Raw genomic sequence first — 21604 nt, forward strand, 5'->3', positions numbered from 1 at the left:
TCGCGATTCAAGGAAAAGTGGAAACGCTCTAAGCTCAGAAAAGCGTTTCGTAGATCTCCGGCTTGAAGCCCGCCGTCAGGGCGCCGTCACGGTCGAGGATCGGGCGCTTGATCATCGAGGGCTGGGCGAGCATCAGCGCGATCGCCTTTCCGGCATCGAGATCCTGCTTGTCGGCATCCGGCAGGGCGCGGAAGGTGGTGCCGGCGCGGTTCAGCACGGTCTCCCAGCCGAGCGCGTCGACGAAGCGCGTCAGGCTCGCCGCATCGATGCCTTCGGCCTTGTAGTCGTGGAAGCGGTAGGCGACGCCCTTGGCGTCGAGCCAGGTCCGGGCCTTCTTCATCGTGTCGCAGTTCTTGATGCCGTAGATCGTGACGGTCACGCGTCTCTCCTCGATTTGCCTTGTGCGCCGTGTCTTAGAGTGTTGCCGGCGTCACGTCACCCCGAGATAGCGGCCCGGGCGGTGGTTGATGGCGAGCGTCATGTTGACGACGACGGCGCCGAGCACGGAGAGCGCGAGGCGGTCGAGCGGAATGACGAAGACGGCGGCGGCAAGGATGGCAAGGTCCACGGCGAGCTGGAAATAGCCGGCCCGGATGCCGAAGCGGTCCTGCAGGTATATGGCCAGCACGTTGATGCCGCCGAGCCCGGTGCGGTGGCGGAAGAGGATGAGCAGGCCCGTGCCGGACAGCGCCCCGCCCATGACGGCCGCATAGAGCGGGTCGAGATGGGAGAAGGAGACGAGGTCAGAGGTTAGCCGGGTAAAGATCGAGACGAGCGTGACGGCCGCGAAGGTGCGCAGGGTGAAGGCCCAGCCGAGCTTTCTGACCGCAAGGACGTAGAAGGGCAGATTGATGGCGAAGAACAGCCACCAGAAGCCGATGCCGCTGGCATATTGCAAGAGCAGGGCAAGGCCCGCCGTGCTGCCGGCGAGCAGCACGGCCTTGGTGTAGATCACCACGCCGAGCGCCATGAACATCGTGCCGACGACGATGGCGATGGCATCCTCGTAGGCGGAATGGCGCTCGGGCCGGGTTGCTGTTTCGACAGACATCGTGTCCTCAGAGGCTCCGAAACTTCTCGATGACGGCATCGACCTCGGCCGATTTGAGGCCGGCAATGTTGATGCGGCCGGAGGTCGGCATGTAGATCGCGTGCTCGGCGCGCAGCTTCAGCACGTCCGCCTCCTCCAGCGGCAGCAGGGAGAACATGCCCTCCTGCTCGCGGATGGCCGTCAGCACCTGCCAGCGGCCGGAAAGGCCGGCGGCGAGGCGCTCGCGGATCGCGGTGATGCGCAGCCGCATGGTCTCGATCTCCGCCATCCAGTCCGCCTTCAAGGCCTCGTCGCCGAGGATCGTCGCCACGATGGCCGCGCCGTGGTCCGGCGGCATGGAATAGCTGGTGCGGGCAAGGGCGGCGAGGTTGCTGCGCACGGACAGCGCCGTCTCGGCGCTGCCGCAGGCCGCATAGATCGCCCCGGTGCGCTCGCGGTAAAGGCCGAAGGACTTCGAGCAGGAGACGGCGACCAGCGCTTCCGGGACAGTGGCAAGCAGTGTGCGCAGCCCGGCGGCATCCTCGTCGAGGCCGCGGCCGTAGCCCTGATAGGCGATGTCGACGAGCGGCAGCAGGCCGCGCGCGGCGACGAGATCGGAGACGGCACGCCACTGCTCTGCCGAAAGGCCGGCACCCGTCGGGTTGTGGCAGCTCGCATGCAGCAGCACGGCATCGCCCGGCGCGGCGCCCGAAAGCGCATCCATCATGCGGTCGAAGAGCACGGTCTGCGAGGGGACGTCGAAGAAGGGATAGGTGACGACCTCCAGGCCGGCCGCCTTGAAGATGCTGGCATGGTTCGGCCAGCTCGGCAGGCCGAGCCAGATGCCCTTCGTGCCCATGCACGCCATAAGGTCGGCGGCAAGGCGCAACGCGCCGGAGCCGCCCGGCGTCTGCAGCGCGGCGGTGGCGCGGCCGCGGCCGGCGTCCCCCGTCGTCAGCGCCCAGAGGCGCTCCAGGAAGACCGGGTCGCCCTCCGGCCCGACATAGGCCTTGGTCGGCTGCGTCTCGACGAGGCGCCGTTCGGCCGCCTTCACCGCGCGGAAGATCGGCGTCGCGCCCGTTTCGTCGCGATAGACGCCGACGCCGAGATCCACCTTGCCGGCGCGCTCGTCCGCCCGGAAGAGGCCGATCAGGGCAAGCAACGGGTCGTCGGGCTGGCGGGTGAGGGCGTCGAACATGGCCGGGTTCCTTGTGCGGTGTGTCTCCCAAGCGGTTTAGGCCAAAGCCGTCGCAAAATCGACCATGATATTGCGGAGAAGGCGCAAGAAGCTTTTGCCTTCTTGCTTGCCGCTGCTAGATTGATGCAGGTTTTTGCGTGGGGCGGGACATGGACAGGAAGCCGGGCGACGAGGTGGCGCTGGACCAGACGGATCGGCGCATCATCCGCCTGCTCGTCGAGGATGCCGGGCTCTCCAACAACCGGCTTGCCGAGAAGGTCGGCCTCTCGCCGGCGCCCTTGTCGCGCCGGCTGGCGCGGCTGGAAGCGGGCGGCGTCATCCGCCACACGGTGATCGTCGATCCGCGTGCGGCCGGCATCGGTTTCCAGGCCTTCCTGGAGGTGACGCTGGAGCGCACGGCCCCGCGCGTCGGCGAGCGCTTCATCGATCTCGTGCGGCGCATGCCTGAAGTGGTGGAGTGCCACACGGTCGCCGGCGATTTCGATTTCCTCCTGAAGATCGCCGTGAAGGACGTCGCCGATTATCGCCGGCTGCTGTGGAGCGAGTTCGAGCGGATCGGCGAGATCAAGACGCTGCGTTCGACCATCCTGCTCGACAGCCCGAAAATGCAGGTGAGCGTTCTTCCCTAGCCATTTTCGCGGAACCTTCTTGGTCGTGAAAGGTTGCCGACGCGGGCAAAGCGCCCATATGATGGAGGCGCCACAAGGAAGGACACGTGGACAGGAAGCCGAACGACAAGATGATGTCCGCCGCATTGCTGACGGCCATCCGCAACCGCCGCGGCCATCGGCCGCCGGAAAACAATCGCCCCGGCGATACCGTGATCGCGTCCTACAACGTGCACAAATGCGTGGGCGTCGACCGGCGCTTCGATCCGGAGCGCACGGCGAGCGTGATCGCCGAGATCGACGCCGACATCATCGCCATCCAGGAGGCGGACAAGCGCTTCGGCGAGCGCTCGGGCCTGCTCAACCTCGATATCCTCGAACGGGACTGCGGCCTCGTCCCGGTGCCGATCACCGCGCTCTCCTCGACCGGCCATGGCTGGCACGGCAACATGATCATGATCCGCAAGGGCGCCGTCGGCGGCGTGCGGCAATTGAAGCTGCCGGGCGTCGAGCCGCGCGGCGCGCTGGTCGTGACGCTCGACCTGCCGGACGGCAAGCTGCGGCTGGTCGCGGCCCATTTCGGCCTCCTGAAGCGCTCGCGCGAGCAGCAGGCCATGGCGATCCTCGCCTCCGTCGCGGAAGAAGAGGAGATGCCGACCCTGCTCGTCGGCGATCTCAACGAATGGCGCGTCGGCCGCCGGTCCTCGCTCTCGCGCCTGCAGCCGACCTTCGATCCCGCCTCCGGCGCGGTGCCGAGCTTTCCCTCCCGCTTTCCGGTCCTCGCGCTCGACCGCGCGCTCGGCCATCCGCACGATCTCGTCACCTCCGTCGAGGTGCACGACACGCCGCTCGCCCGCGTCGCGTCCGATCACCTGCCGATCAAGGCGCATATCGACCTCAAGGTCGTCTGGGAGCGCTCGTTCGGGCCTACAGATAGGGTGAGCCGAGCCATGTGATGCGCTCGACGAGGCGCTGGACGAAGGGACGTGCCCTGAGGTCCTCGAGCGTGACCTCCTCGGCCTCGGACAACGCGGTGGCGATGCGCTGGTCGATGAGATCGGCGAAGCCGGCGTCGATCACCTCGATATCCACCTCGAAATTCAGCCGCAGCGAGCGCGGATCGATGTTCGACGAGCCGATATAGGACCAGGCGCCGTCGATGACCGTGAGCTTGGAATGGTTGAAGGCACCGGAGGCCCGCCAGATGCGGCAGCCGTGTTTCAGCATCTGGTCGAACTGCGCCGTCATGGCGAGGTCGACGAGCTTCAGGTTGTTGGAGGAGGGAACGACGATGTCGATCTCCACGCCGCGGCGCGCCGCCGTGACGATCGCGCTGATCAGCTCGCGGTCCGGCAGGAAATAGGGCGACATGATGCGGATGTGCCGCTTGGCGACGGAGACCGCCCCCATCAGCATGCGGTGGTTGGTCTCAAGGCTCTTGTCCGGGCCCGACGGCACGACGCGGGCAAGCATGCCGCTTTCCGGCGCATCCGGCGGCGCGGCGATCTGCCAGGCCTCGCCCGAAAGCTCGTCGCCGCCGGAAAAGCGCCAGTCCTCGTAGGCGATGCGGAAGAGGTCGCTGACCACGGGGCCGGTCAGGCGGAAATGCGTGTCGAGCGCCGCCGCCTCGCCGGAAAACTCCGCGCAGAAGCCGGCGCGGATGTTCAGCCCGCCGGTGAAGGCGACGCTGCCGTCGACGACGAGGATCTTCCGGTGGGTGCGCAGGTTCGCATAGGGCAGGCGCAGGCCCATGACGATATTGCCGTTGAAGACGTCCGCCGGCACGTTCGCCCGCTCCAGGTCGGAGACGATCGAGGGGATCGAGTAGCGCGCGCCGACCGCGTCGATCAGCACGCGCACCTGTACGCCGCGCGCCACCGCGTCCGACAGCGCCGCAACGAAGCGCTCGCCGGCGGCATCGCGGTCGAAGATGTAGGTTTCGAGCAGGACGGAGCGTTCCGCGGCCGCGATGGCGGCCAGCATGGCCGCATAGGCCTCGTCGCCGGTCGACAGCACGCTGATGCGGTTGCCGGAGGTCAGCTTGCAGCGGCCGACCGTATCGCCGAGGCGCTGCATGGCGGCAAGCGCCCCGCCATAGGCCACCTGCATATATGCATTCGAGACGTCGTATTCCGCCATGTGGTGCCAGCCGGCGGCGAGCAGCCCCTCGCGGCTGAGGTTCAGCGTCTTGCGGCGGATGCGGTTCACCCCGCCGATGGCATAGATGAGCGGCCCGACGACCGGCGACAGCATGATGACGCCGACCCAGCCGATCGCCGCGCGCACCTCTTCCTTGGTCATCGTGGCATGGATGGCGGCCGGCACGCCGAGGAGGATCGACAGGGCGACGAGGATATGCGGCCAGTAGGCGGAGAGCGTCTCAAACATGATGCGTGCGGATCATCCCAAGGCGGCCTCGTCTTTGCGCGTGCCGCTTTTGCACGCCGCCTGAGGCGGCCCGCGCGTCACGCCGGTCTCGCACCTATATATTGCTTCGGGCAAGGCGATTGCGAGGGGCGGAGCCCGCCCCGCGCAGGTTTCTTTCCGCGCGGAGCGGCTCAGTCCTCCAGCGTGCCGGGCTTGCGGTTCCTGCCCGTCGCCTCGTGGCAGGCGATCTTCATCAGGTCGTCGCCGCGCCGGGCGTAACGGGCCGAGCTGCGGGTGGCGATCAGCCCGTCATGGCCGGCCGTCACGGCCAGCGTGCCGTCCGGCGCGCCGGGCCGGGTGATCAGCGTCGCGAGCAGATCGCCGGCCTTCACCGTCTCGCCGATATCGCGGTGGAAGAGCACGGTGCCGGGCTCGGGCGCCCGCACCATCTCGATATTGTCGAGCGGCACGGCGGGGCCGGCATAAGTCTCTGCCGCATGGGCAGGATCGGCGACGACGCCGCGGCCGGCGAGGAACCGCCAGAGGCCCGCCGCATCCCTCTTCGCCATGTCGGGATAGACGTCGCGCTTGCCGCGCAGTTCGACGGTCACCGAAAGGCGGCCGGGGACGGTGGAAAGCGTCTCCCCGCCCTTTCGCTTGAAGGCGTGGCCGACGGCCTCCTCGAAGGCGGTGCTTTCGCCGTCGGAAAGGAACACGGCCTCCATGTCGAGCGCCGCCGCAAGATCGGCCGCCTCCGGCCAGAAGGCCGTGTCGATATAGGCATATTGTAGGGATTCGTCGTCGCAGTGCAGATCCAGCACGAGGTCGGCGCCGAGCGCGGTGTGCAGCAATGTGCGCTTCAGCCGGTCGACGGCGCTGCGGCGGTCGATATCCTCCAGCAGCGTTTCGCGCTCGCCGAGCGCCACGAGCGGAAAGTCGCGGTTGAAGTTGGTCCGCGTGTTGAGATCGAACCGGCCCTCCATCTCGCCAAAATGCGCTTGCGCAAGGCCGATCGGATTGGCCTGCGGGATGATGGTGATGTCGCCGCGGATCGCGCCGTCGTCCTCCGCCTTGCGCAGCCGCTCCAGGAGGAAATGCAGGAGCGCGGTGCCCGGCAGTTCGTTGGCATGCAGCGCGGCCTGGATATGGACGGAGGGCGCCGTGGCGTCGTTCCCCTTGAAGCGGAACACGGGAATGCGCCATTCGATGCCTGCCGTATCGCCGCCGATGATGATCTGCGAATGTTCCACGTCGTCTCCTCGCTGCTTCGCTTTTTTGGGGACGGTTATGCGAATTGGCGCCGCCTGGCGCAAGACCCGGCAGGAAACGGGTTGAAAGCGGCCGGGCAAAGCCCGATCTTGTGACAAAACGGGAGCAGGAGCGATCCCATGACCGGAAAGGCCCACTATCTGATCTTCGACACCGCGAGCGGACCCTGCGGCATCGCCTGGACGGCGGCGGGTGTCGTGCGCTTCCAGCTTCCGGGCGAGGATGCCGGCACCACGCGCCGCCTGCTGCTGCGCCACCTGCCCGAAGCGGAAGCCGCCGAGCCGCCGCCGGCCGTCGCCTTAGCGGTTGCCGCCGCGCAGCGCTACTTTGCCGGCGAGGCGGCGGATTTCACCGACGTGCCGCTCGACCTTGCGGGCCAGAGCGATTTCTTCCGGGCGGTCTACGATGCCGCCCGCCGGGTGCACTGGGGCGAGACGACGACCTATGGCACGCTCGCCCGCGAACTCGGCGCCGGCCCGGAGGCCGCGCGCGAGGTCGGCCAGGCCATGGCGAAGAACCCGGTGGCGCTCATCATTCCCTGCCACCGTGTGCTCGCCGCCGGCGGCAAGGTCGGCGGCTTCTCCGCCCCGGGCGGCGCCTCGTCGAAACTGAAGATGCTGGCACTCGAAGGCGTCTCCTTCGCCCCGCCGGAGCCGGCGCAGCAGTCCTTCGGGTTCTGAACCGTCAGGCGCCGGTCAGCTTGGCCAGCTTTTCCGGGTTGCGCGTGATGTAGATCGCCGTGATGCGTCCGCCGGAAATGTCCAGCGCCGAGGTCTGCAGGTGGCCGTCGACCCGGCTGAGAAATCCCGGCAGCCCGTCGATCATAAGATGGCCGAGGAATTCCATGCGCCCGCCGAGCTTGCGCGAAAGCCCGAGATAGAGGCGCACCAGGCGATCCATCCCGTGGATCGCATTGGGAAAGGCCATGACCTTCCCGCCCCCGTCCGAGCGGAGCGTCACCTCCTCCGCCAGCATGGAGCCGAGCGCCGTCGCATCCCCCAGACGGCAAGCCTCGAAGAAGGCCTCCACGATCGCCCGGCTGTCTTCCCGCGCGATCTCGTAGCGCGGCTGGTCGACCCGCACATGGGCCCGTGCCCGCGCCGCAAGCTGCCGGGTCGCCGCGGGGCTGCGCTGCAGCGTTGCCGCCACCTCGTCCATCGGCTGGTTGAAGACGTCGTGCAGGAGGAAGGCCGCGCGCTCCAGCGGCGAGAGGCGCTCCAGCGCCACCATCAGCGTCAGCGTGATGTTGTCCGCGCGCATCTCCTCGTCGGCCGGCTCGATCAGCGGCTCGGGCAGCCAGGTGCCGGGATAGGTCTCGCGGCGGAAGCGGGCGGATTTCATCGCGTCGAGGCAAAGGCGCGAGACGATGCGGGTCAGCCAGGCGGCCGGCTCGGCCACGCGGTCGCGGTCGCTGCGGTGCCAGCGCAGCCAGGCCTCCTGCACGACGTCCTCGGCCTCCGCATGTGCGCCGAGCATCCGGTAGGCAAGGCGCAGCAGCCGGGGCCGCTGCGTCTCGAAGATCTCGGTGGACGGATCAGGCGGCATGGAGCTGCGTCGCCGGGTGCTCGGCGCGAAAGCCCACCTGCACGCGGTTCCAGATGTTGATCGCGCCGATGGCGATGGTCAGCCAGGCCTGTTCGTCGGGCGTGAAGGCGGCTTCGACGGCGGCCCAGTCCTCGTCGGGTGCGTGGGTCTCAGCCACCAGCGTCAGCGCTTCGGTCCAGGCAAGCGCTGCCCGCTCGCGCGGCGAATAGAGCGACGAATCGCGCCATCCGGCAAGAAGGTGGAGGCGCGTCGGATCCTCGCCGTCCTTCAGCGCCTCTCCGACATGCATGTGGATGCAATAGGCGCAGCCATTGATCTGCGAGGCGCGTACCTTCACCAGATGCACGAGCAGCGCGTCGAGAGGGCTCGCCGTCAGTGCCGCCTCCAGGGAGAACATCGCCTTGAAGGCCGGCTCGGCACGCTTGAAATAATCGGTCATGCGGGGTGACATTCCAGTCTCCTTTTCGTTCACACGCCGCTATGACGAGGGGACATCGCCGTTTGTGACATCGCCGTCCGGTTTTTTGGGAAAGGGACGGAAATCGAGCCATGCTGGCTGCGGCAGGCCGGGAAGTCAAACGGCAACAGCCCCGACGCGGGGCGCCGGGGCTGTGTTCAATCTCGTTCTGCGGGCCGCAGGCTCAGCGCCGCGGGCGGCGATCCCTCACTCCCACTCGATCGTGCCCGGCGGCTTCGATGTCACGTCGTAGACGACGCGGTTGATGCCGCGGACCTCGTTGATGATGCGGGTGGCGGCGCGGCCGAGGAAGTTCATGTCGTAGTGGTAGAAGTCGGCGGTCATGCCGTCGACGGAGGTGACGGCACGCAGCGCGCAGACGAATTCGTAGGTGCGCCCGTCGCCCATGACACCGACGGTCTGGACCGGAAGCAGCACGGCAAAGGCCTGCCAGATCTTGTCGTAGAGGCCGGCCTTGCGGATCTCGTCGAGATAGATGGCGTCGGCCTCGCGCAGGATCTCCAGCTTGTCGCGGGTGATGCCGCCCGGGCAGCGGATGGCAAGGCCCGGTCCCGGGAAGGGATGGCGGCCGATGAAACTGTCCGGCAGGCCGAGTTCGCGGCCGAGCACGCGCACCTCGTCCTTGAAGAGCTCGCGCAGCGGCTCGACGAGCTTCATGTTCATGCGCTCGGGCAGGCCGCCGACATTGTGGTGCGACTTGATGGTGACCGAGGGGCCGCCGGTGAAGGAGACGCTTTCGATGACATCGGGGTAGAGCGTGCCCTGGGCGAGGAAATCCGCGCCGCCGAGCTTCGATGCCTCTTCCTCGAACACCTCGATGAACAGGCGACCGATGATCTTGCGCTTGGTTTCCGGGTCGGAAACGCCTTCCAGCTCGCCGACGAAACGGTCCACGGCGTCGACATGGATGAGATGCAGGTTGTAGTGCTCGCGGAACATGGCGACGACGTCGGCCGCCTCGTTCTTGCGCATCAGGCCGTGGTCGACGAGGATGCAGGTGAGCTGCGCGCCGACGGCCTCATGGATGAGGAGGGCCGCGACGGAACTGTCGACGCCGCCCGAGAGCGCGCAGATGACGCGCTTGTCGCCGACCTGCTCGCGGATCGCCTCGACGGCGCGCGCGCGGTAGGCCGACATCGACCAGTCGCCCTTGATGCCGGCGATCTTGTGCACGAAGTTGGAGAGCAGCTTCGCGCCGTCGGGCGTGTGCACCACTTCCGGATGGAACATCGTCGTGTAGTAGCGCTTCGCCTCGTTGACGCAGATGGCGAAGGGGGCGTTTTCGGAAACGCCGATGATCTCGAAGCCCTCGGGCGCGACGGTGACGCGGTCGCCGTGGCTCATCCAGACCGGGTATTTCCGGCCGACCTCCCAGAAGCCCTCGAAAAGCGGGCTCGCCTTCAGGATCTCGACGTCGGCGCGGCCGAATTCACGGGCGTGGCCGCCCTCGACGGTGCCGCCGAGCTGGGTGGCGAGCGTCTGCTGGCCGTAGCAGATGCCGAGGATCGGCAGGCCCGAATCGAAGACGACCTGCGGTGCGCGCGGGCTGCCTTGGTCGAGCACCGATGCGGGACCGCCGGAGAAGATGATCGCCTTCGGCCGCATGCGGTGGAAGGCTTCCTCCGCGGACTGGAAGGGGATGATCTCGCAGTAGACGCCTGCCTCGCGCACGCGCCGCCCGATGAGCTGGGTCACCTGGCTGCCGAAATCGATGATGAGAACGCTGTCGGGATGAGCTGTCTGGGTCATGGCGAGCCTTTAATGAAAATCCTGCCGCCGCGCAACGGGGAAATGCCGGATCTTCAGCCCTTCAGTACGACGGTCCCGTCGGCGATGGCCGCTTCCAGCCGGTCGACGGCCTCGGCGAGCTTTTCGTCGATGACATGGAGGTACTCCGTCCAGTCGCCGATATGGCTGAGTTCGGCCTTGCCGTCGGAAATGCCGCGCAGGCCGACGAGCTTGACGCCGAAGGCCTGGCAGGCGCGCAGTTCCGCGAAGGTCTCCATCTCAACCATGTCCGCGTCGATCCTCGCATAGGCCGCGCCGGAGACGATGTCGGCGCCCGTCGAAAGGCGCGCCTCGGGTATGCCGGGAATGCGCAGGGGAAGCGGCACCTCCACCGGCAGGTCGAGGAAGGGCGTCGCGCCGCGGGTGAAGCCCAGCGGCGAGGCGTCCATGTCGCGATAGGAGACGGAGGTCGCCTGGTAGACGCCGGTCTGCTCCAATGTCGCCGAGCCGGCCGAGCCGAGCGAGACGACGAGATTGGGCAGGTTGCCCTCGGCTTCCAGGTGGCAGAGCGCGAGAGTCAGCTGCACGGCCGCCTCCACCGGGCCGACGCCTGTCATGAAGGGCGCGATGCGGGCTTTCAGGTGGGGGCCGTATTCGGCATCGACGGCCATGACGTAGAGGATGCGGTGCGGGCCGACGGCCTTGAGGGAAACGCTCATCCGGCGATATCCTCGCGCCCGCGCACCACCATCATCGTGCCCGTCATCGAGGCGATGAGCTTTGCCGGGCCGTCCGAGATGGCATAACCGCGCCCGTCGGCGACGATGATGTTGGAGCCCGGCTTGGTGACCTCGCCGCGAAAGAGGAATCGCTCGCCGCGCCCCGGCGACATCAGGTTGACCTTGAACTCGATGGTGAGGATCGCGGCATCCGCGTCGATCACCGAATAGGCGGCATAGCCGCAGGCCGTGTCGAGCACGGCGGAGATGACGCCGGCATGGAGGAAGCCGTGCTGCTGCGTCAGCTTCTCGTCGAAGGGCAGCTCGATCTCCACCGTGCCGTGCTCGATGCGGGTCAGTTCGGCGCCGATGAGCCGCATCGCCGCCTGCCGGGCGAAGCTTCGGGTGATGCGGTCGGCGAAATCGGCCGGTGGAAAATCGGTCATGGTGCAACCAGGTCTGCCGGCGCGCCGCCGGGGAAAGCCAAGATGGCCGAACGTTTGCACGGCGCATGCTGCACTGCAAGCGCCTTTCAGTTCAGGAGGAGGATTGCGGCGTTCAGCGCCGCCGCGAAGGCCACCCAGGCAAGATAGGGCACAAAGAGGAGTGCCGCCGTGCGATCCTGCCGCCAGGAGACGGCGATGAAGGCGGCGACGGAGACGAGGAGGCCGAGGATGATGATCATCGCGGATGCCGGGTCGCGCAGACCGAAGAAGGCGGGCGACCAGGCGAAGTTGAAGACGAGCTGGGCGAACCAGAGGCGCATCGCCATCGAGCGGCGCAGCGTCAGCCAGGTCCGGGCGCCGACCAGGCCGATGATGGCGTAGAGAAGGCTCCAGACCGGCGCGAAGACCCAGTCGGGCGGGTTGAAGGCCGGCTTGGCGAGCGAGCGGTACCATTCGTCGGGAATGTTGCTGGCCCCGATGAGGAGGCCGGCGCCGAGAACGAGGATGATGAAGGCGAGATAGACGAGGGGCTTGTTTTTCATGCCGGGGAGGTAGCGCGGCGCGTGCGGCCGTCCAGGGGCGGGAATCAGCGGCGCGGCATCAGGCCGGCGATGTGCTGGTCCCAGGCGACGGCGTCCCGGCTGCCGGCAAAGCGGCCGTCATAGGAGGAGACGGCGAAGCCCCGCGGCGCCGCGGCGATGCCGGCGGCGTCGGCGATGGCCTCCTCCCGCAGCACCCGGCCGCTTGCCGCCTCGAGCACGACGAAACGCCCGCCGTTGGGCGAGGTGAGGCCGACAAGGCCCTCGCGCCGGTTGACCGCAATGGCGCCGACATAGTTGGCAAGGCCGATCGTGGTCTCCTCCGGCAGGGAGAGGAAGGTCAGGTCCTCGCCCCTGCCGAAATGGCCGACGAGCGGCGGCAGGTCGTTGCGCGGCCCCTCGTACTGGCAGGCGAACCAGATGCGCCCCCTGTCGTCGAGGTCGATATGGCGGGTGGAAAGCTGGCGCAGCGTCTCCGGCAGCGCATGGCGCTCGACGAGCGCACCGGACGCGGCGTCGATCAGGGCGAGCGAGGGCTCCATGTGGTCGAGATTGAGCTTGGTGCGGCCGAAATCCGGATGGGTCTCGATACCGCCATTCGCGGCGATCAGCACGTGGCCGCCGTCGCTGACGGAGAGATCGTGCGTGCCGATGCCGTAGGTCGAATATTCGCCGATGCGGCGGTAGCCGTCGTGGGCGTCATAAAGGCCGATGACGCCGCGCCCGGCGTCAAAATCGTTCTCGCTGGCATAGAGGATCTTTCCATCCGGCGAAAAGCAGCCGTGGCCGAAGAAATGCCGGTCCTCGGCGCTCGCGATGGTCACGGGCGCGGCCCTGCCGCCGCGGTCGATGATCAGCGCGAAGGTGCCGGGGCGCCGCGCGAAGGCGACGAGATGGCCGGTCGCGGGCGAAAAGGCCATGCCGTGGCTGCGGGCCGGCAGCGGCGTCTTCTCTATGAGTGTGCCGCCCTCGGCCAGCACCGCGATGCCGAAGCTCCCGTCGTGCTCCATGTAGCCGGACGCGAAGACGGCGTCGGTCTGCGACAGCGCGAAGGACGGACGGGTCCCGAGCGCCGCGACCCAGGCGGCGCCCGCCATGCGCAGGAAGGCGCGGCGGTCGACAAGCGCGCTCCGGGTGCCCGCGGCCCGCATCAGTCGCCGTCCGCGAAGGAGAAGCCGGCGCCTAGCCCGATCGCCCCGCCATATTCGGTGTTGAGGCGCAGGATGAGGTCGCGCGTGTTGACGAGGAGGAAGGCGATCTTCTGCTGTTCATCCGGCGCCGAGACGGCCTTTTCGATATCGGGATCGATGGTCGGCGCGACGCGGCGCAGGGCTTTCAGCACGAAATCGACATTGCCGGCGATGGAGACGAAGTTCGGATCGATGAGATCAGCCATGCCCGATGCGTCGAACAGCGTCTGCAGGCCCTCGATATTGGCGTTGATCGAGGTCCAGGTGTTGCCGGAACGCCAGAAGACCGCCGATTTCGGCCGTGCCGTGCCGCCGTTGCGGTAGAAGGTCTCGATGCGCTGGTCGCGCACCGCCTCCGCCCCGTGCACGAGGATGCCGAGGAGCGCGGTGATCGCCTCCTTGCCGGTGCGGAAGACCGGGTTCTGCGGGCCGGGATGTTTCCAGTCCCGCTGAACGCCGTCGGGCGCGTCCCAGGCGGCGGCGAGCTGGCCGGCCGTCGTCTCGATATGGCGGGCGACGGCGGCGGCATAGCGGCAGCGGAAGCTGTCCGGCGTCGCCAGCAGCGTTTCCGCGCCGGTGCCGTAGAGCGCGAATTCGAGCGCGCCAAATCCCTGGATCGCGACGCTCTTGCCGGCCATGGCCGCGGCGTCCGTATCCGCCTCGTCGGCCTTCTGCAGCAGTGCCTGCACCTGCTTCAGGCCGGTGCTCTTGCGGTCGGGGTAGAAGAGGATGCGCTCGAAGCGGTTGTCGTCGATGACCGGGCCGATGCGCACGATCTCGATGCGCCCCCAGTCGGCAACCGCCTGCCGGAAGGCATCGTCGACGGTCTTGCGGCCGCCCTCGGAGGGCGCCTTGCAGAAAGCGGCGGTCGCTTCGGCGAGCGTGCCGGCGGAGGTCTGGAAGTGGCGGTAGCCGGGGCGGATGACCTCGTCGACCGCGCGCGTCATGATGCCGACCACGTTCTCGTCCGTCAGTGCGGGCGGCACGGGCGCTTCGCCCTCCTGCGCCAGCGCCGGCAGGGCGGCGGAGAGCATCAGGCCGGCGGCGAGAAGCAGGGTCGGCAGCCGCCGCCGCCCCCCCTCTGCCCTGCCGGGCATCTCCCCCTCAGGGGGGGAGATCGGCAAGAAGCAAGAACCTTGCTCAAACCGCACCGCTAGAGAGAGGCGAGGCAGCGCTCCATCCGACCTCTCCCCTTGAGGGGGAGATGCCCGGCAGGGCAGAGGGGGCTGAGCCTCCCCAAAAGTGGGCGCATTGCTTTCGAAAAGCGCGGCGAAACGACGGAAAGAGGGGCGCCGGGTGGGCATCAGAGGCTCTCCAAAAAAGTCAGAAGGGCGTCGCGGTCGTGTTTTTCCAGCGCGGCGAAGCGGTCGCGCGCCGCCTGGGCCTCCCCGCCGTGCCAGAGGATGGCCTCGGTGAGGTTGCGGGCGCGCCCGTCATGCAGGAAGAGCGTATGGCCGTTGACGGTTTTTGTAAGGCCGATGCCCCAGAGCGGCGGCGTGCGCCATTCCCGCCCGGTCGCCACGCCGACCGCCTGCCCGTCGGCAAGGCCCTCGCCCATGTCGTGCAGCAGGAAATCGGAATAGGGCCAGATGAGCTGGAAGGCATGGGCCTTGTTGCCGGCATCGCGCCGGGTGACGAATTTCGGCTGGTGGCAGCGTGTACAGCCCGTCTCGTAGAACACGCGCTTGCCGTTCAGCGTTTCGGCGAAACTCGCCTTGCGCCGTGCCGGCACGGCAAGGTTCTCCGCATAGAAGGTGACGAGGTCCATTACCGGCGGCGGGGCTTCGGCATCGCCGAGCCGCTTCTGCACGCCGTCCGGCCGGTCGAGGCAGGCTTTCTGTGCGGGCGTGCAGTCGCCCTGGTGCAGCGGCACCTCCGGCGTCGAAAGGCCGATGTCGAAGGCGAAGGCGTCGGCGCTCTGCTGGCGCACGGTGGCCGACTGCGCCTTCCAGCCAAAGCGGCCGAGCGCCTCCTTGCCCGTCTTCGGATCGATGGCGATGGCTGCCTTGCCGCTGATGCCGTCGCCATCCGCGTCGTCGGGGTCGGCAAGGGCGAGGATATCCGCCTCGTGGATGGCCTGGACGAGGCCGAGGCCGAGCATCGGCTGGGTGACGCGCGGCGAGAGCGTCGTCGTCGCATCGAGGTCGCCATAGGCGAGATCGGCGACGGAGTATGTCGGCCGGCGCAGCGTGACGACCTCGCCGCCGGCAAGCGTCACCGGCTCCTCGGTATAGTCGATCACCATGCGGCCCTCGGCCTTGAGGCCGGGTATGGCGAGATCCTGAAGCTGGCGGCCGTAGATCGGATCCGGCAGGCTCATCTCGCGAAAACTCTTCAGCGCCGCCTCGTCCTCCGGCGTCCTGGCCGCGCGGGCGAGGCGCAGGAACATCGACGTCGCCTCGGCGGCGCCCTCCGGCGGATGGCCGCGGCCGTCCTTGATGTGGCAGGTCTGGCAGGAGCGCGCATTGTAGAGCGGCCCGAGTCCGTCGGAGGCCTGGGTGGAGGAGGGCGAGGAGACCCAGAGTTTCTGGAAGAGCGCGTTGCCGAGCTTGAACGTCTCTTCTTCCGCGAAGGTGATGTTCTCGGAGAAGTGGGAGAAGCTGTTGACGTTGACGGATGCAAGCGACGTCGTCGCCCCGCCGGACATCGCCTCATAGGCTTCGGCCTTGGAAAAATCCGTCGCTGGCGCCGTCACCGCGGCGACGCGCTTGCGGTCCTTTTCGGAGAGATCATCGCGCCCGCGGCCGGTGGAATGGGCAGGTCCCAGAACGAAAACGCCCGCCACGACGGACACCGCGGCAAGAGCCGCGAGCAGAGGGCGGGCGGGGCGTTCTGTCATGTATGGATCGGGCCGCCACCCGGGGGAGGCGGCCCGCCTTCTATCATTGGAAGACAGCGTTAGGATTATCCAGGCTGTCGGAGCCTTCAAGCTCGATCGTGCCGAGGTCGAGCGAGGCGATGACGCGTTCGATCGTCCTGGTCTGGTCGATCAGGCTGTCGACGGCGGCCTGGACGACCTTGTTGCCCTCCTCGTTGCCCTCGCCGATCATCTGGTCATAGGCTTCGCCGCCTTCCGCGCGGTCCACCAGCGCCTTGAAGGCGGCATGGCTGGCGTCGAGCTTGGCCTTCATCTCCGTGTCGAGCGCGGCGTCCTTTTCCGCGACCAGCTCGGAGAGCGAGGGGCCGGCGAGCTTCGAGCCGTCCGGACGGGTATATTCACCCGTATAGACGGTCTCGATGCCGACGACGTCGTAGTAGTGCGAGTTGTGCGTGTTGTCGGAGAAGCAATCGTGCTCTTCTTCCGGATCGTGCAGCAGGAGGCCGAGCTTCATGCGCTCGCCGGCAAGTTCGCCATAGGAGAGCGAGCCCATGCCGGTCAGCATGGCGGTGATGCCGGCCTTCGGATCGGCGGTGACGTTCTTGGCGGCGTCGCCATCGGGCGCCCAGGCGTTCACCATCTCTTCGAGGTCGGTGACGAGCAGCGAGGATGCGGCCTTCAGGTAGGCGGCGCGCCGGTCGCAATTGCCGTTGGTGCAATTGGCCGCGTCATAGTCGCTCGCCTGGCGGTTGCCCGCGCCCTTGCCGGTGCCGTTGAGGTCTTGGCCCCACAGCAGGAATTCGATGGCGTGGTAGCCGGTCGCGACGTTCGCTTCCACTTCGCCCGCCTCGTGCAGTTCCTGCAGCACCGCCGGCGTAATGGTGGTGGCGTCGATCGTCTTGCCGCCGATCTCCAGCGTCGGATTGGCGATGACATTGCCGACGAAGAGGGCGTTCTCGTCGCTCTCCGTGCCGTAGCTGGCATCGACATAGTCGATCAGGCCCTCGTCGAGCGGCCAGGCGTTGACCTTGCCTTCCCAGTCGTCGACCAGCGGATTGCCGAAGCGATAGGCTTCCGTCTGCTGGTAGGGCACGCGGGACTTCAGCCAGGCTTCGCGCGCGGCCTTCAGCGTTTCGTCGCTCGGCGTGGCGATGAGCGCGTCGACCGCTGCGTCGAGCGCCTTTGCGGCGTCGAGCGAGTCGGAGAATTTGGCATGCGCGATCTCGGCATAGTGCTTGACGATCGCGGCCGGATCGGCGGCCGCATGGGCCGAACCGATGGCAAGGCTTGACGCCGCGGCAGCAAGCGCAAAGGCGGCCGCGCGAAGAAGGGAAGTGGTCATGACGTCTCCTGGTGTCCTGTTCGATGTGTCCCCCGACACCGGACGTCACGGCTTGCCTCCCTTGGCCGCCGCCGCCCGGATGGTCCGGCATCCCGCCGGGCCCGGGATTATTCAGGCGTTACTGTCATGGACCAAATAAAAACTGGTGTCAAAGTGTATAGTTTAGAACGATTTCAAGCTGTTCCGGTACACTTGACAGAGCGCAACCGCCTCAGGCCTTGCGGCCCATCGCGCAGAAGAAGAAGCCGTCCGTATCGGTCGAGGCCGGCGTCAGGGTGACGGTCTTGCCGTCGCGCGACCAGGGCTGCGGCTTGTCCGCGCCGAACAGCTTCTTCCAGGTGTCGGTGGCGGGGAGAATCTCGAACTCCGGATTGGCCGCGCAGAAGCCATGCACCTGTTCCTCGTTCTCCTGCGGCAGGATCGAACAGGTGACATAGAGCAGGAAGCCGCCCGGACGCACGAAGGCGCTGGCATTGGCAAGCGCCTCCTGCTGCTGGGTGAGGCGTTCCTCGAGGTTCTTTTCGGTGAGGCGCCATTTGGTGTCCGGCCGGCGGCGCCAGGTGCCGGTGCCCGTGCAGGGGGCGTCGACCAGCACGCGGTCGAAGCGGCCGTTCAGCGGGGCAAGGCTGGCAATGGTCTCGTGCACCTGGACATTGCGCGTGCCGGCACGCTTCAGCCGCTCGATGATCGGGGCGAGGCGCTTGCGGTCGGTGTCGTAGGCGTGCACCTGGCCCTTGTTGTGCATGGCGGCCGCCATGGCGAGCGTCTTGCCGCCGCCGCCGGCGCAGAAGTCGAGCACCTGCTCGCCCTCCTGGGGCACGACGAGATCGGCGACGATCTGCGAGCCTTCGTCCTGCACCTCGAACCAGCCCTTCTGGAAGGCGAGGTCTGCGGTGACGTTCGGCAGGCGCGAGGGGCCTTCGCCGGCGGGAATGCGGATGCCCTCGCGGGCGATGGCCGAGGCGACGGCGGCGTTGCGCTCCAGCGCCTTCAGCACCTTGTCGCGGCCGGCCTTCAGCGTGTTGGCGCGCAGGTCCAGCGTCGGCCGGCCGGCAAGCGCCTTGGCCTCCGTCAGCCAGGCCTCGCCGAAATTGGCCTCGAAGGCGGGCTGGATCCATTCGGGAATGTCGCCCTGCACATGCGGCGCGGCGTCCTCGAGATCGCGGGCGCGGAAGGCGGCAAGCTTTTCGTCGGAAATGGGCTCCGGGGCAAAACGGTCGCCGTCGAACTCGGCGGCAAGCGCCTCGGGGGCGAGGCCCCACTGGCGCAGGAGCACGGCATGGCCGAGGGCGGCGGGGCTGTCGTCGTCCATCAGGTAGGCGTGCGACAGTTTCATGCGCAGCGCGTCATAGACGATATTGCCGATCGCGGCGCGATCGCCGGAACCGGCGAACCGATGGGAGAGGCCCCAGTCCTTGAGCGCATCGGCGACGGGGCGCCGCCGCGTCTCGATATCCGTCAGAACCTCGATGGCTCCCGAGAGCCGCCCACCCAATCGCATCCGTCTACTCCGTTTTGCGTCGTGGTAGCGGCGGAATGCGCGAAGGGCAAGCCGGGAGCCGCACAATAGCGCTCGTCAGCCGATGACTTCGTAACAGATCTTGGCGTGGCCGGAGCGGATCATGCCGATGTTGGAGGCGGCGGCCTTGGAGAGGTCGAGCACCCGGCCGCGGATGAACGGGCCGCGGTCGTTGATGCGCACCACGACGCTCTTGCCGTTGTTCGCGTTGGTGACCTTCACCTTGGTGCCGAAGCGCAGGCTCCGGTGGGCAGCCGTCAGGAGGTTCGGGTTCATGCGCTCGCCGGAGGCGGTGCGCGAGTGCAGCGCATACCAGGAGGCACGACCGCAACCGGCGGCCTCAGCATCGGAGAATGTAACGAAGGTGGAGGCGGCTGTGACGAGCGAGGCGAGCGCGAGGCTGGAGAGCTTGAGCATCATGTATCGGATGACCTTCCGGAAAAGTTGTGAACTTCCGCTGTGATGATCGCCCTATGAAGAAGCAAAAATGGCGAAAACGTGCCTCAACCCGCCGCAATTGCTGTGGGGAGGCCGCAGGATATACAGTCCATCGCCGGCGATGGATTTTTCACCTGCATCCGTGTGACGAAAAAGAATCTTCTGAATCAGTGACTAAACTGATTTGACTTGAAAGTTGGAATGTCCATCCGACAATCGTGCAAATTCTCGGAAAAAACTTTAAATATTAGCGATTGCTGCGCAGGAATTCGGCGGCAAAAATGAGGCAGATAAATTAAAGGTTGTATTAAATCGCAAAAACCGGTCCTGCCGGCCTCGCCCTTCAACCTCGCCAGCGGCCGGACGCATGGAGCTCGGCGAGCGACTGGCGGTAGTCGGGAAAGCGGAATTCGAAGCCGGCAGCACGCAGCTTGGCGTTCGAGACGCGCTTGTTCTCCCCGTAGAAAGACCGGGCCATGGGGGAAAGTTCCGCCGTCTCGAACGGAATATCGGGCGGCACCGGCAGGCCCATCAGCCAGGCAGCTTCGGCCACCACGTCCTGCGGCGGACCGGGCTCGTTGTCGGTGATGTTCCAGAGGCCGCCGAGGGACTTCTGTGCAAGGAAGAGGGCCGCGCCGCCGATGTCCTCGACGCGGATGCGGTTGAACACCTGGTCCTTCTTGACGAGGCGGCGGGCGGTGCCCTCTTCCATGTTGCGCAGCGCATTGCGGCCCGGCCCGTAGATGCCGGCAAGGCGCAGCACGGCAACGGGCAGGCCCGAGGCCCTGCCGAAGTCGAGCCAGTGGTTCTCCGCCTCCACCCGTTCGATGGAGCGGGCGGAAACCGGGTTCAGCACCGTGTCCTCGTCCACCCAGCCACCCTTGTGGTCGCCGTAGACGCCGACGGTGGAGAGGTAGCCGGCCCAGGCGAGTTTCGGCATCAGGGCGGAGATCGACGGCGTGCCGGGGCGGAACAGCGGGTCGCCCTCCTTGCCGGGCGCGATGGACTGCACGACATGGGTGGCGCGCGCCATGTCGGCCGCAAGGGCCTCGGGGATCGGACCGCCGTCGTAGAGGATCGGCGCGATGCCGAGGGCGTGAAGGCCCTCCGCCTTCTCCGTCGAGCGCGTCGTGCCGGAGACGGAAAAACCGGCCGCCCTGAAGGTCTGGCCGATGGCCCTGCCGGAGAAGCCGGCGCCGAGGATCAGGAGATGCGTCATCGACAGTCTGCCTTTGCTCTTTCATATTCCGCGCGCACGTCCGCGTCCGCGTCGTGCGCCCTTCCTGCCGCAAATTTCCCGAATTCGGAAGCCGCCATCAGCCGGGAAAGCGCCCATGCGGCCATGCCGCGCACCACGGGCGACGCGTCGTCGGCTAGGTGGAGGCAGGGTGCGATCAGGCTGCGGTCGCCCGAATTGCCGGCGGCGATCAGCACGTTGCGGACGAAGCGGTCGCGGCCGATGCGCTTGACCGGCGAGCCGGAGAAATGCGCGCGGAAGCCGGCATCGTCGAAGGTCAGAAGATCGGCGATCGCCGGCGCCTTCAGTTCCTCGCGGGCGATGAGCTTCATCTGCGAGGCCGCGGCGGCGAACTTGTTCCAGGGGCAGGCGGCCAGGCAATCGTCGCAGCCATAGATGCGGTTGCCGATCTTCTCGCGGATGCCGGGATCGATCGGTCCCTTGTGCTCGATGGTGAGGTAGGAGATGCAGCGCCGCGCATCGAGCTTGTAGGGCGCGGGAAAGGCGTCGGTCGGGCAGGCGTCGAGGCAGGCGCGGCAGGAGCCGCAATGGTCGCGCTCCGGCTCGTCGCGGACAAGGTCGGCCGTGGTGAAGAGGCTGCCGAGGAAGAGCCAGGAGCCGTGCGTGCGGCTGACGAGGTTGGTGTGTTTTCCCTGCCAGCCGAGCCCGGCGGCGGCGGCGAGCGGCTTTTCCATGACCGGCGCCGTATCGACGAACACCTTCACGTCCACCCCGCCGCGCGCGGCAAAGCGCGTTGCCACTTCCTTCAGCTTGCCCTTGATGAGGTCGTGGTAGTCGCGGTTCTGCGCGTAGACGGAGATCGCCGCCCGGTCGGGCATGGAAAGCACGGCGCGCGGATCGTGCGCAGGGCCGTAGTTCATGCCGAAGAGGACGACGGAGCGCACCTCGCTCCACAGGACACGCGGATCGGCCCGCCGCGCCTCGGTCTCCGCCATCCAGTCCATGGTGCCGTGATAGCCGGCGGCAAGGAAATCGGCGAGCCGGGGCGGCGCCTCGGGAATGGAATCGGGGCCGGTGATGCGACAGAGGTCGAACCCCTTGTCCGCCGCTTCCGCCTTGAGGAAGTCGGTCAGGCGGCGCCGGATCCTGTCGTCGCCCGACATCGTCCCGTC

22 protein-coding genes are annotated in these 21604 nt (G+C 67.4%); 3 read left to right on the forward strand and 19 right to left on the reverse strand.

The window, feature by feature from the left end:
- Nucleotides 1-34 precede the first annotated feature (34 nt).
- The 3 genes from EV665_RS08790 to EV665_RS08800 are packed head-to-tail and all read right to left on the reverse strand — an operon-like array spanning nt 35 to nt 2228.
- A complete protein-coding gene (locus tag EV665_RS08790) occupies nt 35-379 on the reverse strand; it encodes an ArsC family reductase (RefSeq protein ID WP_064332739.1) in 345 nt (114 codons plus the stop codon).
- 51 nt (nt 380-430) lie between these two features.
- Nucleotides 431-1051 carry a YitT family protein gene (locus EV665_RS08795; protein ID WP_133033830.1) on the reverse strand — a complete coding sequence of 207 codons (621 nt, stop codon included), beginning with the start codon at nt 1049-1051 and terminating at the stop codon, nt 431-433.
- Nucleotides 1052-1058: 7 nt separating this feature from the next.
- Complete coding sequence (locus EV665_RS08800) at nt 1059-2228, reverse strand: amino acid aminotransferase (protein ID WP_133033831.1); 1170 nt, start codon at nt 2226-2228, stop codon at nt 1059-1061.
- 149 nt (nt 2229-2377) lie between these two features.
- Between EV665_RS08800 and EV665_RS08805 the strand changes: the two genes are divergently transcribed.
- Both EV665_RS08805 and EV665_RS08810 read left to right on the forward strand, forming a co-directional pair.
- Complete coding sequence (locus EV665_RS08805; RefSeq protein ID WP_064332264.1) at nt 2378-2857, forward strand: Lrp/AsnC family transcriptional regulator; 480 nt, start codon at nt 2378-2380, stop codon at nt 2855-2857.
- A gap of 110 nt (nt 2858-2967) precedes the next feature.
- Complete coding sequence (locus EV665_RS08810) at nt 2968-3792, forward strand: endonuclease/exonuclease/phosphatase family protein (protein ID WP_064332740.1); 825 nt, start codon at nt 2968-2970, stop codon at nt 3790-3792.
- On the opposite strand, the gene EV665_RS08815 is transcribed toward EV665_RS08810, so the two are convergent.
- Both EV665_RS08815 and EV665_RS08820 read right to left on the reverse strand, forming a co-directional pair.
- Complete coding sequence (locus EV665_RS08815; RefSeq protein ID WP_133033832.1) at nt 3764-5224, reverse strand: phospholipase D-like domain-containing protein; 1461 nt, start codon at nt 5222-5224, stop codon at nt 3764-3766. The two genes, EV665_RS08810 and EV665_RS08815, sit on opposite strands and share 29 nt — an antisense overlap.
- Before the next feature lie 170 nt (nt 5225-5394).
- A complete protein-coding gene (locus EV665_RS08820; protein WP_133033833.1) occupies nt 5395-6453 on the reverse strand; it encodes a M14 family metallopeptidase in 1059 nt (352 codons plus the stop codon).
- Between the two features lie 138 nt (nt 6454-6591).
- Between EV665_RS08820 and EV665_RS08825 the strand changes: the two genes are divergently transcribed.
- On the forward strand, nt 6592-7152 hold the full coding sequence (locus tag EV665_RS08825; protein WP_133033834.1) for a methylated-DNA--[protein]-cysteine S-methyltransferase: 561 nt from the start codon (nt 6592-6594) through the stop codon (nt 7150-7152).
- Nucleotides 7153-7156: 4 nt separating this feature from the next.
- Here the strand turns inward: EV665_RS08825 and EV665_RS08830 are convergent, their stop codons facing one another.
- The 14 genes from EV665_RS08830 to queG form a co-directional block, all read right to left on the reverse strand.
- Complete coding sequence (locus EV665_RS08830) at nt 7157-8017, reverse strand: sigma-70 family RNA polymerase sigma factor (RefSeq protein WP_133033835.1); 861 nt, start codon at nt 8015-8017, stop codon at nt 7157-7159.
- On the reverse strand, nt 8007-8468 hold the full coding sequence (locus EV665_RS08835; protein WP_133033836.1) for a carboxymuconolactone decarboxylase family protein: 462 nt from the start codon (nt 8466-8468) through the stop codon (nt 8007-8009). The genes EV665_RS08830 and EV665_RS08835 overlap by 11 nt, the downstream gene beginning before the upstream one ends.
- A 213-nt stretch (nt 8469-8681) precedes the next feature.
- Nucleotides 8682-10244 (reverse strand): glutamine-hydrolyzing GMP synthase, encoded by a 1563-nt coding sequence (guaA, locus tag EV665_RS08840; RefSeq protein ID WP_133033837.1) that lies wholly within the window; start codon nt 10242-10244, stop codon nt 8682-8684.
- Nucleotides 10245-10297: 53 nt separating this feature from the next.
- Nucleotides 10298-10942 carry a 5'-methylthioadenosine/S-adenosylhomocysteine nucleosidase gene (locus EV665_RS08845; protein ID WP_133033838.1) on the reverse strand — a complete coding sequence of 215 codons (645 nt, stop codon included), beginning with the start codon at nt 10940-10942 and terminating at the stop codon, nt 10298-10300.
- Entirely contained in the window at nt 10939-11388 is a 450-nt protein-coding gene (locus EV665_RS08850) for a PaaI family thioesterase (RefSeq protein WP_064332323.1), read from the reverse strand. Before EV665_RS08850 ends, EV665_RS08845 begins: the two co-directional genes overlap by 4 nt.
- 86 nt (nt 11389-11474) lie before the next feature.
- Nucleotides 11475-11930, reverse strand: a complete 456-nt coding sequence (locus EV665_RS08855; RefSeq protein WP_133033839.1) for a TspO/MBR family protein — start codon at nt 11928-11930, stop codon at nt 11475-11477.
- A 44-nt stretch (nt 11931-11974) separates the two neighbouring features.
- Nucleotides 11975-13078, reverse strand: a complete 1104-nt coding sequence (locus EV665_RS08860) for a DUF1513 domain-containing protein (protein WP_133033840.1) — start codon at nt 13076-13078, stop codon at nt 11975-11977.
- Nucleotides 13078-14214, reverse strand: a complete 1137-nt coding sequence (locus EV665_RS08865; protein ID WP_133033841.1) for an imelysin family protein — start codon at nt 14212-14214, stop codon at nt 13078-13080. Before EV665_RS08865 ends, EV665_RS08860 begins: the two co-directional genes overlap by 1 nt.
- Before the next feature lie 206 nt (nt 14215-14420).
- A complete protein-coding gene (locus tag EV665_RS08870; RefSeq protein ID WP_133033842.1) occupies nt 14421-15956 on the reverse strand; it encodes a di-heme oxidoreductase family protein in 1536 nt (511 codons plus the stop codon).
- A 43-nt stretch (nt 15957-15999) separates the two neighbouring features.
- A complete protein-coding gene (locus tag EV665_RS08875) occupies nt 16000-17277 on the reverse strand; it encodes an imelysin family protein (RefSeq protein WP_133033843.1) in 1278 nt (425 codons plus the stop codon).
- Between the two features lie 211 nt (nt 17278-17488).
- Nucleotides 17489-18778, reverse strand: coding sequence for an RsmB/NOP family class I SAM-dependent RNA methyltransferase (locus tag EV665_RS08880; protein ID WP_133033844.1), 1290 nt, complete (start codon nt 18776-18778; stop codon nt 17489-17491).
- Nucleotides 18779-18853: 75 nt separating this feature from the next.
- The gene (locus tag EV665_RS08885; RefSeq protein ID WP_380684995.1) at nt 18854-19216 is read right to left on the reverse strand and encodes a septal ring lytic transglycosylase RlpA family protein; all 363 of its coding nucleotides are present in this window, start codon (nt 19214-19216) and stop codon (nt 18854-18856) included.
- 361 nt (nt 19217-19577) lie between these two features.
- Complete coding sequence (locus EV665_RS08890; RefSeq protein ID WP_133033845.1) at nt 19578-20453, reverse strand: SDR family NAD(P)-dependent oxidoreductase; 876 nt, start codon at nt 20451-20453, stop codon at nt 19578-19580.
- A complete protein-coding gene (queG, locus tag EV665_RS08895; protein ID WP_133033846.1) occupies nt 20450-21595 on the reverse strand; it encodes a tRNA epoxyqueuosine(34) reductase QueG in 1146 nt (381 codons plus the stop codon). The genes EV665_RS08890 and queG overlap by 4 nt, the downstream gene beginning before the upstream one ends.
- Nucleotides 21596-21604: the final 9 nt, after the last annotated feature.

The organism is Shinella granuli, assembly GCF_004341885.1.
Classification (GTDB): Bacteria; Pseudomonadota; Alphaproteobacteria; order Rhizobiales; family Rhizobiaceae; genus Shinella; species Shinella granuli.

What these genes read in the sequence shown, in the direction of transcription:
- EV665_RS08795 (WP_133033830.1), bottom strand. Translation starts at nt 1,051, where the DNA reads ATGTCTGTCGAAACAGCAACCCGGCCCGAGCGCCATTCCGCCTACGAG.
- EV665_RS08800 (WP_133033831.1), bottom strand. Translation starts at nt 2,228, where the DNA reads ATGTTCGACGCCCTCACCCGCCAGCCCGACGACCCGTTGCTTGCCCTG.
- EV665_RS08805 (WP_064332264.1), top strand. Translation starts at nt 2,378, where the DNA reads ATGGACAGGAAGCCGGGCGACGAGGTGGCGCTGGACCAGACGGATCGG.
- EV665_RS08810 (WP_064332740.1), top strand. Translation starts at nt 2,968, where the DNA reads ATGATGTCCGCCGCATTGCTGACGGCCATCCGCAACCGCCGCGGCCAT.
- EV665_RS08815 (WP_133033832.1), bottom strand. Translation starts at nt 5,224, where the DNA reads ATGTTTGAGACGCTCTCCGCCTACTGGCCGCATATCCTCGTCGCCCTG.
- EV665_RS08825 (WP_133033834.1), top strand. Translation starts at nt 6,592, where the DNA reads ATGACCGGAAAGGCCCACTATCTGATCTTCGACACCGCGAGCGGACCC.
- EV665_RS08830 (WP_133033835.1), bottom strand. Translation starts at nt 8,017, where the DNA reads ATGCCGCCTGATCCGTCCACCGAGATCTTCGAGACGCAGCGGCCCCGG.
- EV665_RS08835 (WP_133033836.1), bottom strand. Translation starts at nt 8,468, where the DNA reads ATGTCACCCCGCATGACCGATTATTTCAAGCGTGCCGAGCCGGCCTTC.
- guaA (WP_133033837.1), bottom strand. Translation starts at nt 10,244, where the DNA reads ATGACCCAGACAGCTCATCCCGACAGCGTTCTCATCATCGATTTCGGC.
- EV665_RS08845 (WP_133033838.1), bottom strand. Translation starts at nt 10,942, where the DNA reads ATGAGCGTTTCCCTCAAGGCCGTCGGCCCGCACCGCATCCTCTACGTC.
- EV665_RS08850 (WP_064332323.1), bottom strand. Translation starts at nt 11,388, where the DNA reads ATGACCGATTTTCCACCGGCCGATTTCGCCGACCGCATCACCCGAAGC.
- EV665_RS08855 (WP_133033839.1), bottom strand. Translation starts at nt 11,930, where the DNA reads ATGAAAAACAAGCCCCTCGTCTATCTCGCCTTCATCATCCTCGTTCTC.
- EV665_RS08860 (WP_133033840.1), bottom strand. Translation starts at nt 13,078, where the DNA reads ATGCGGGCCGCGGGCACCCGGAGCGCGCTTGTCGACCGCCGCGCCTTC.
- EV665_RS08865 (WP_133033841.1), bottom strand. Translation starts at nt 14,214, where the DNA reads ATGCCCGGCAGGGCAGAGGGGGGGCGGCGGCGGCTGCCGACCCTGCTT.
- EV665_RS08870 (WP_133033842.1), bottom strand. Translation starts at nt 15,956, where the DNA reads ATGACAGAACGCCCCGCCCGCCCTCTGCTCGCGGCTCTTGCCGCGGTG.
- EV665_RS08875 (WP_133033843.1), bottom strand. Translation starts at nt 17,277, where the DNA reads ATGACCACTTCCCTTCTTCGCGCGGCCGCCTTTGCGCTTGCTGCCGCG.
- EV665_RS08880 (WP_133033844.1), bottom strand. Translation starts at nt 18,778, where the DNA reads ATGCGATTGGGTGGGCGGCTCTCGGGAGCCATCGAGGTTCTGACGGAT.
- EV665_RS08885 (WP_380684995.1), bottom strand. Translation starts at nt 19,216, where the DNA reads ATGATGCTCAAGCTCTCCAGCCTCGCGCTCGCCTCGCTCGTCACAGCC.
- EV665_RS08890 (WP_133033845.1), bottom strand. Translation starts at nt 20,453, where the DNA reads ATGACGCATCTCCTGATCCTCGGCGCCGGCTTCTCCGGCAGGGCCATC.
- queG (WP_133033846.1), bottom strand. Translation starts at nt 21,595, where the DNA reads ATGTCGGGCGACGACAGGATCCGGCGCCGCCTGACCGACTTCCTCAAG.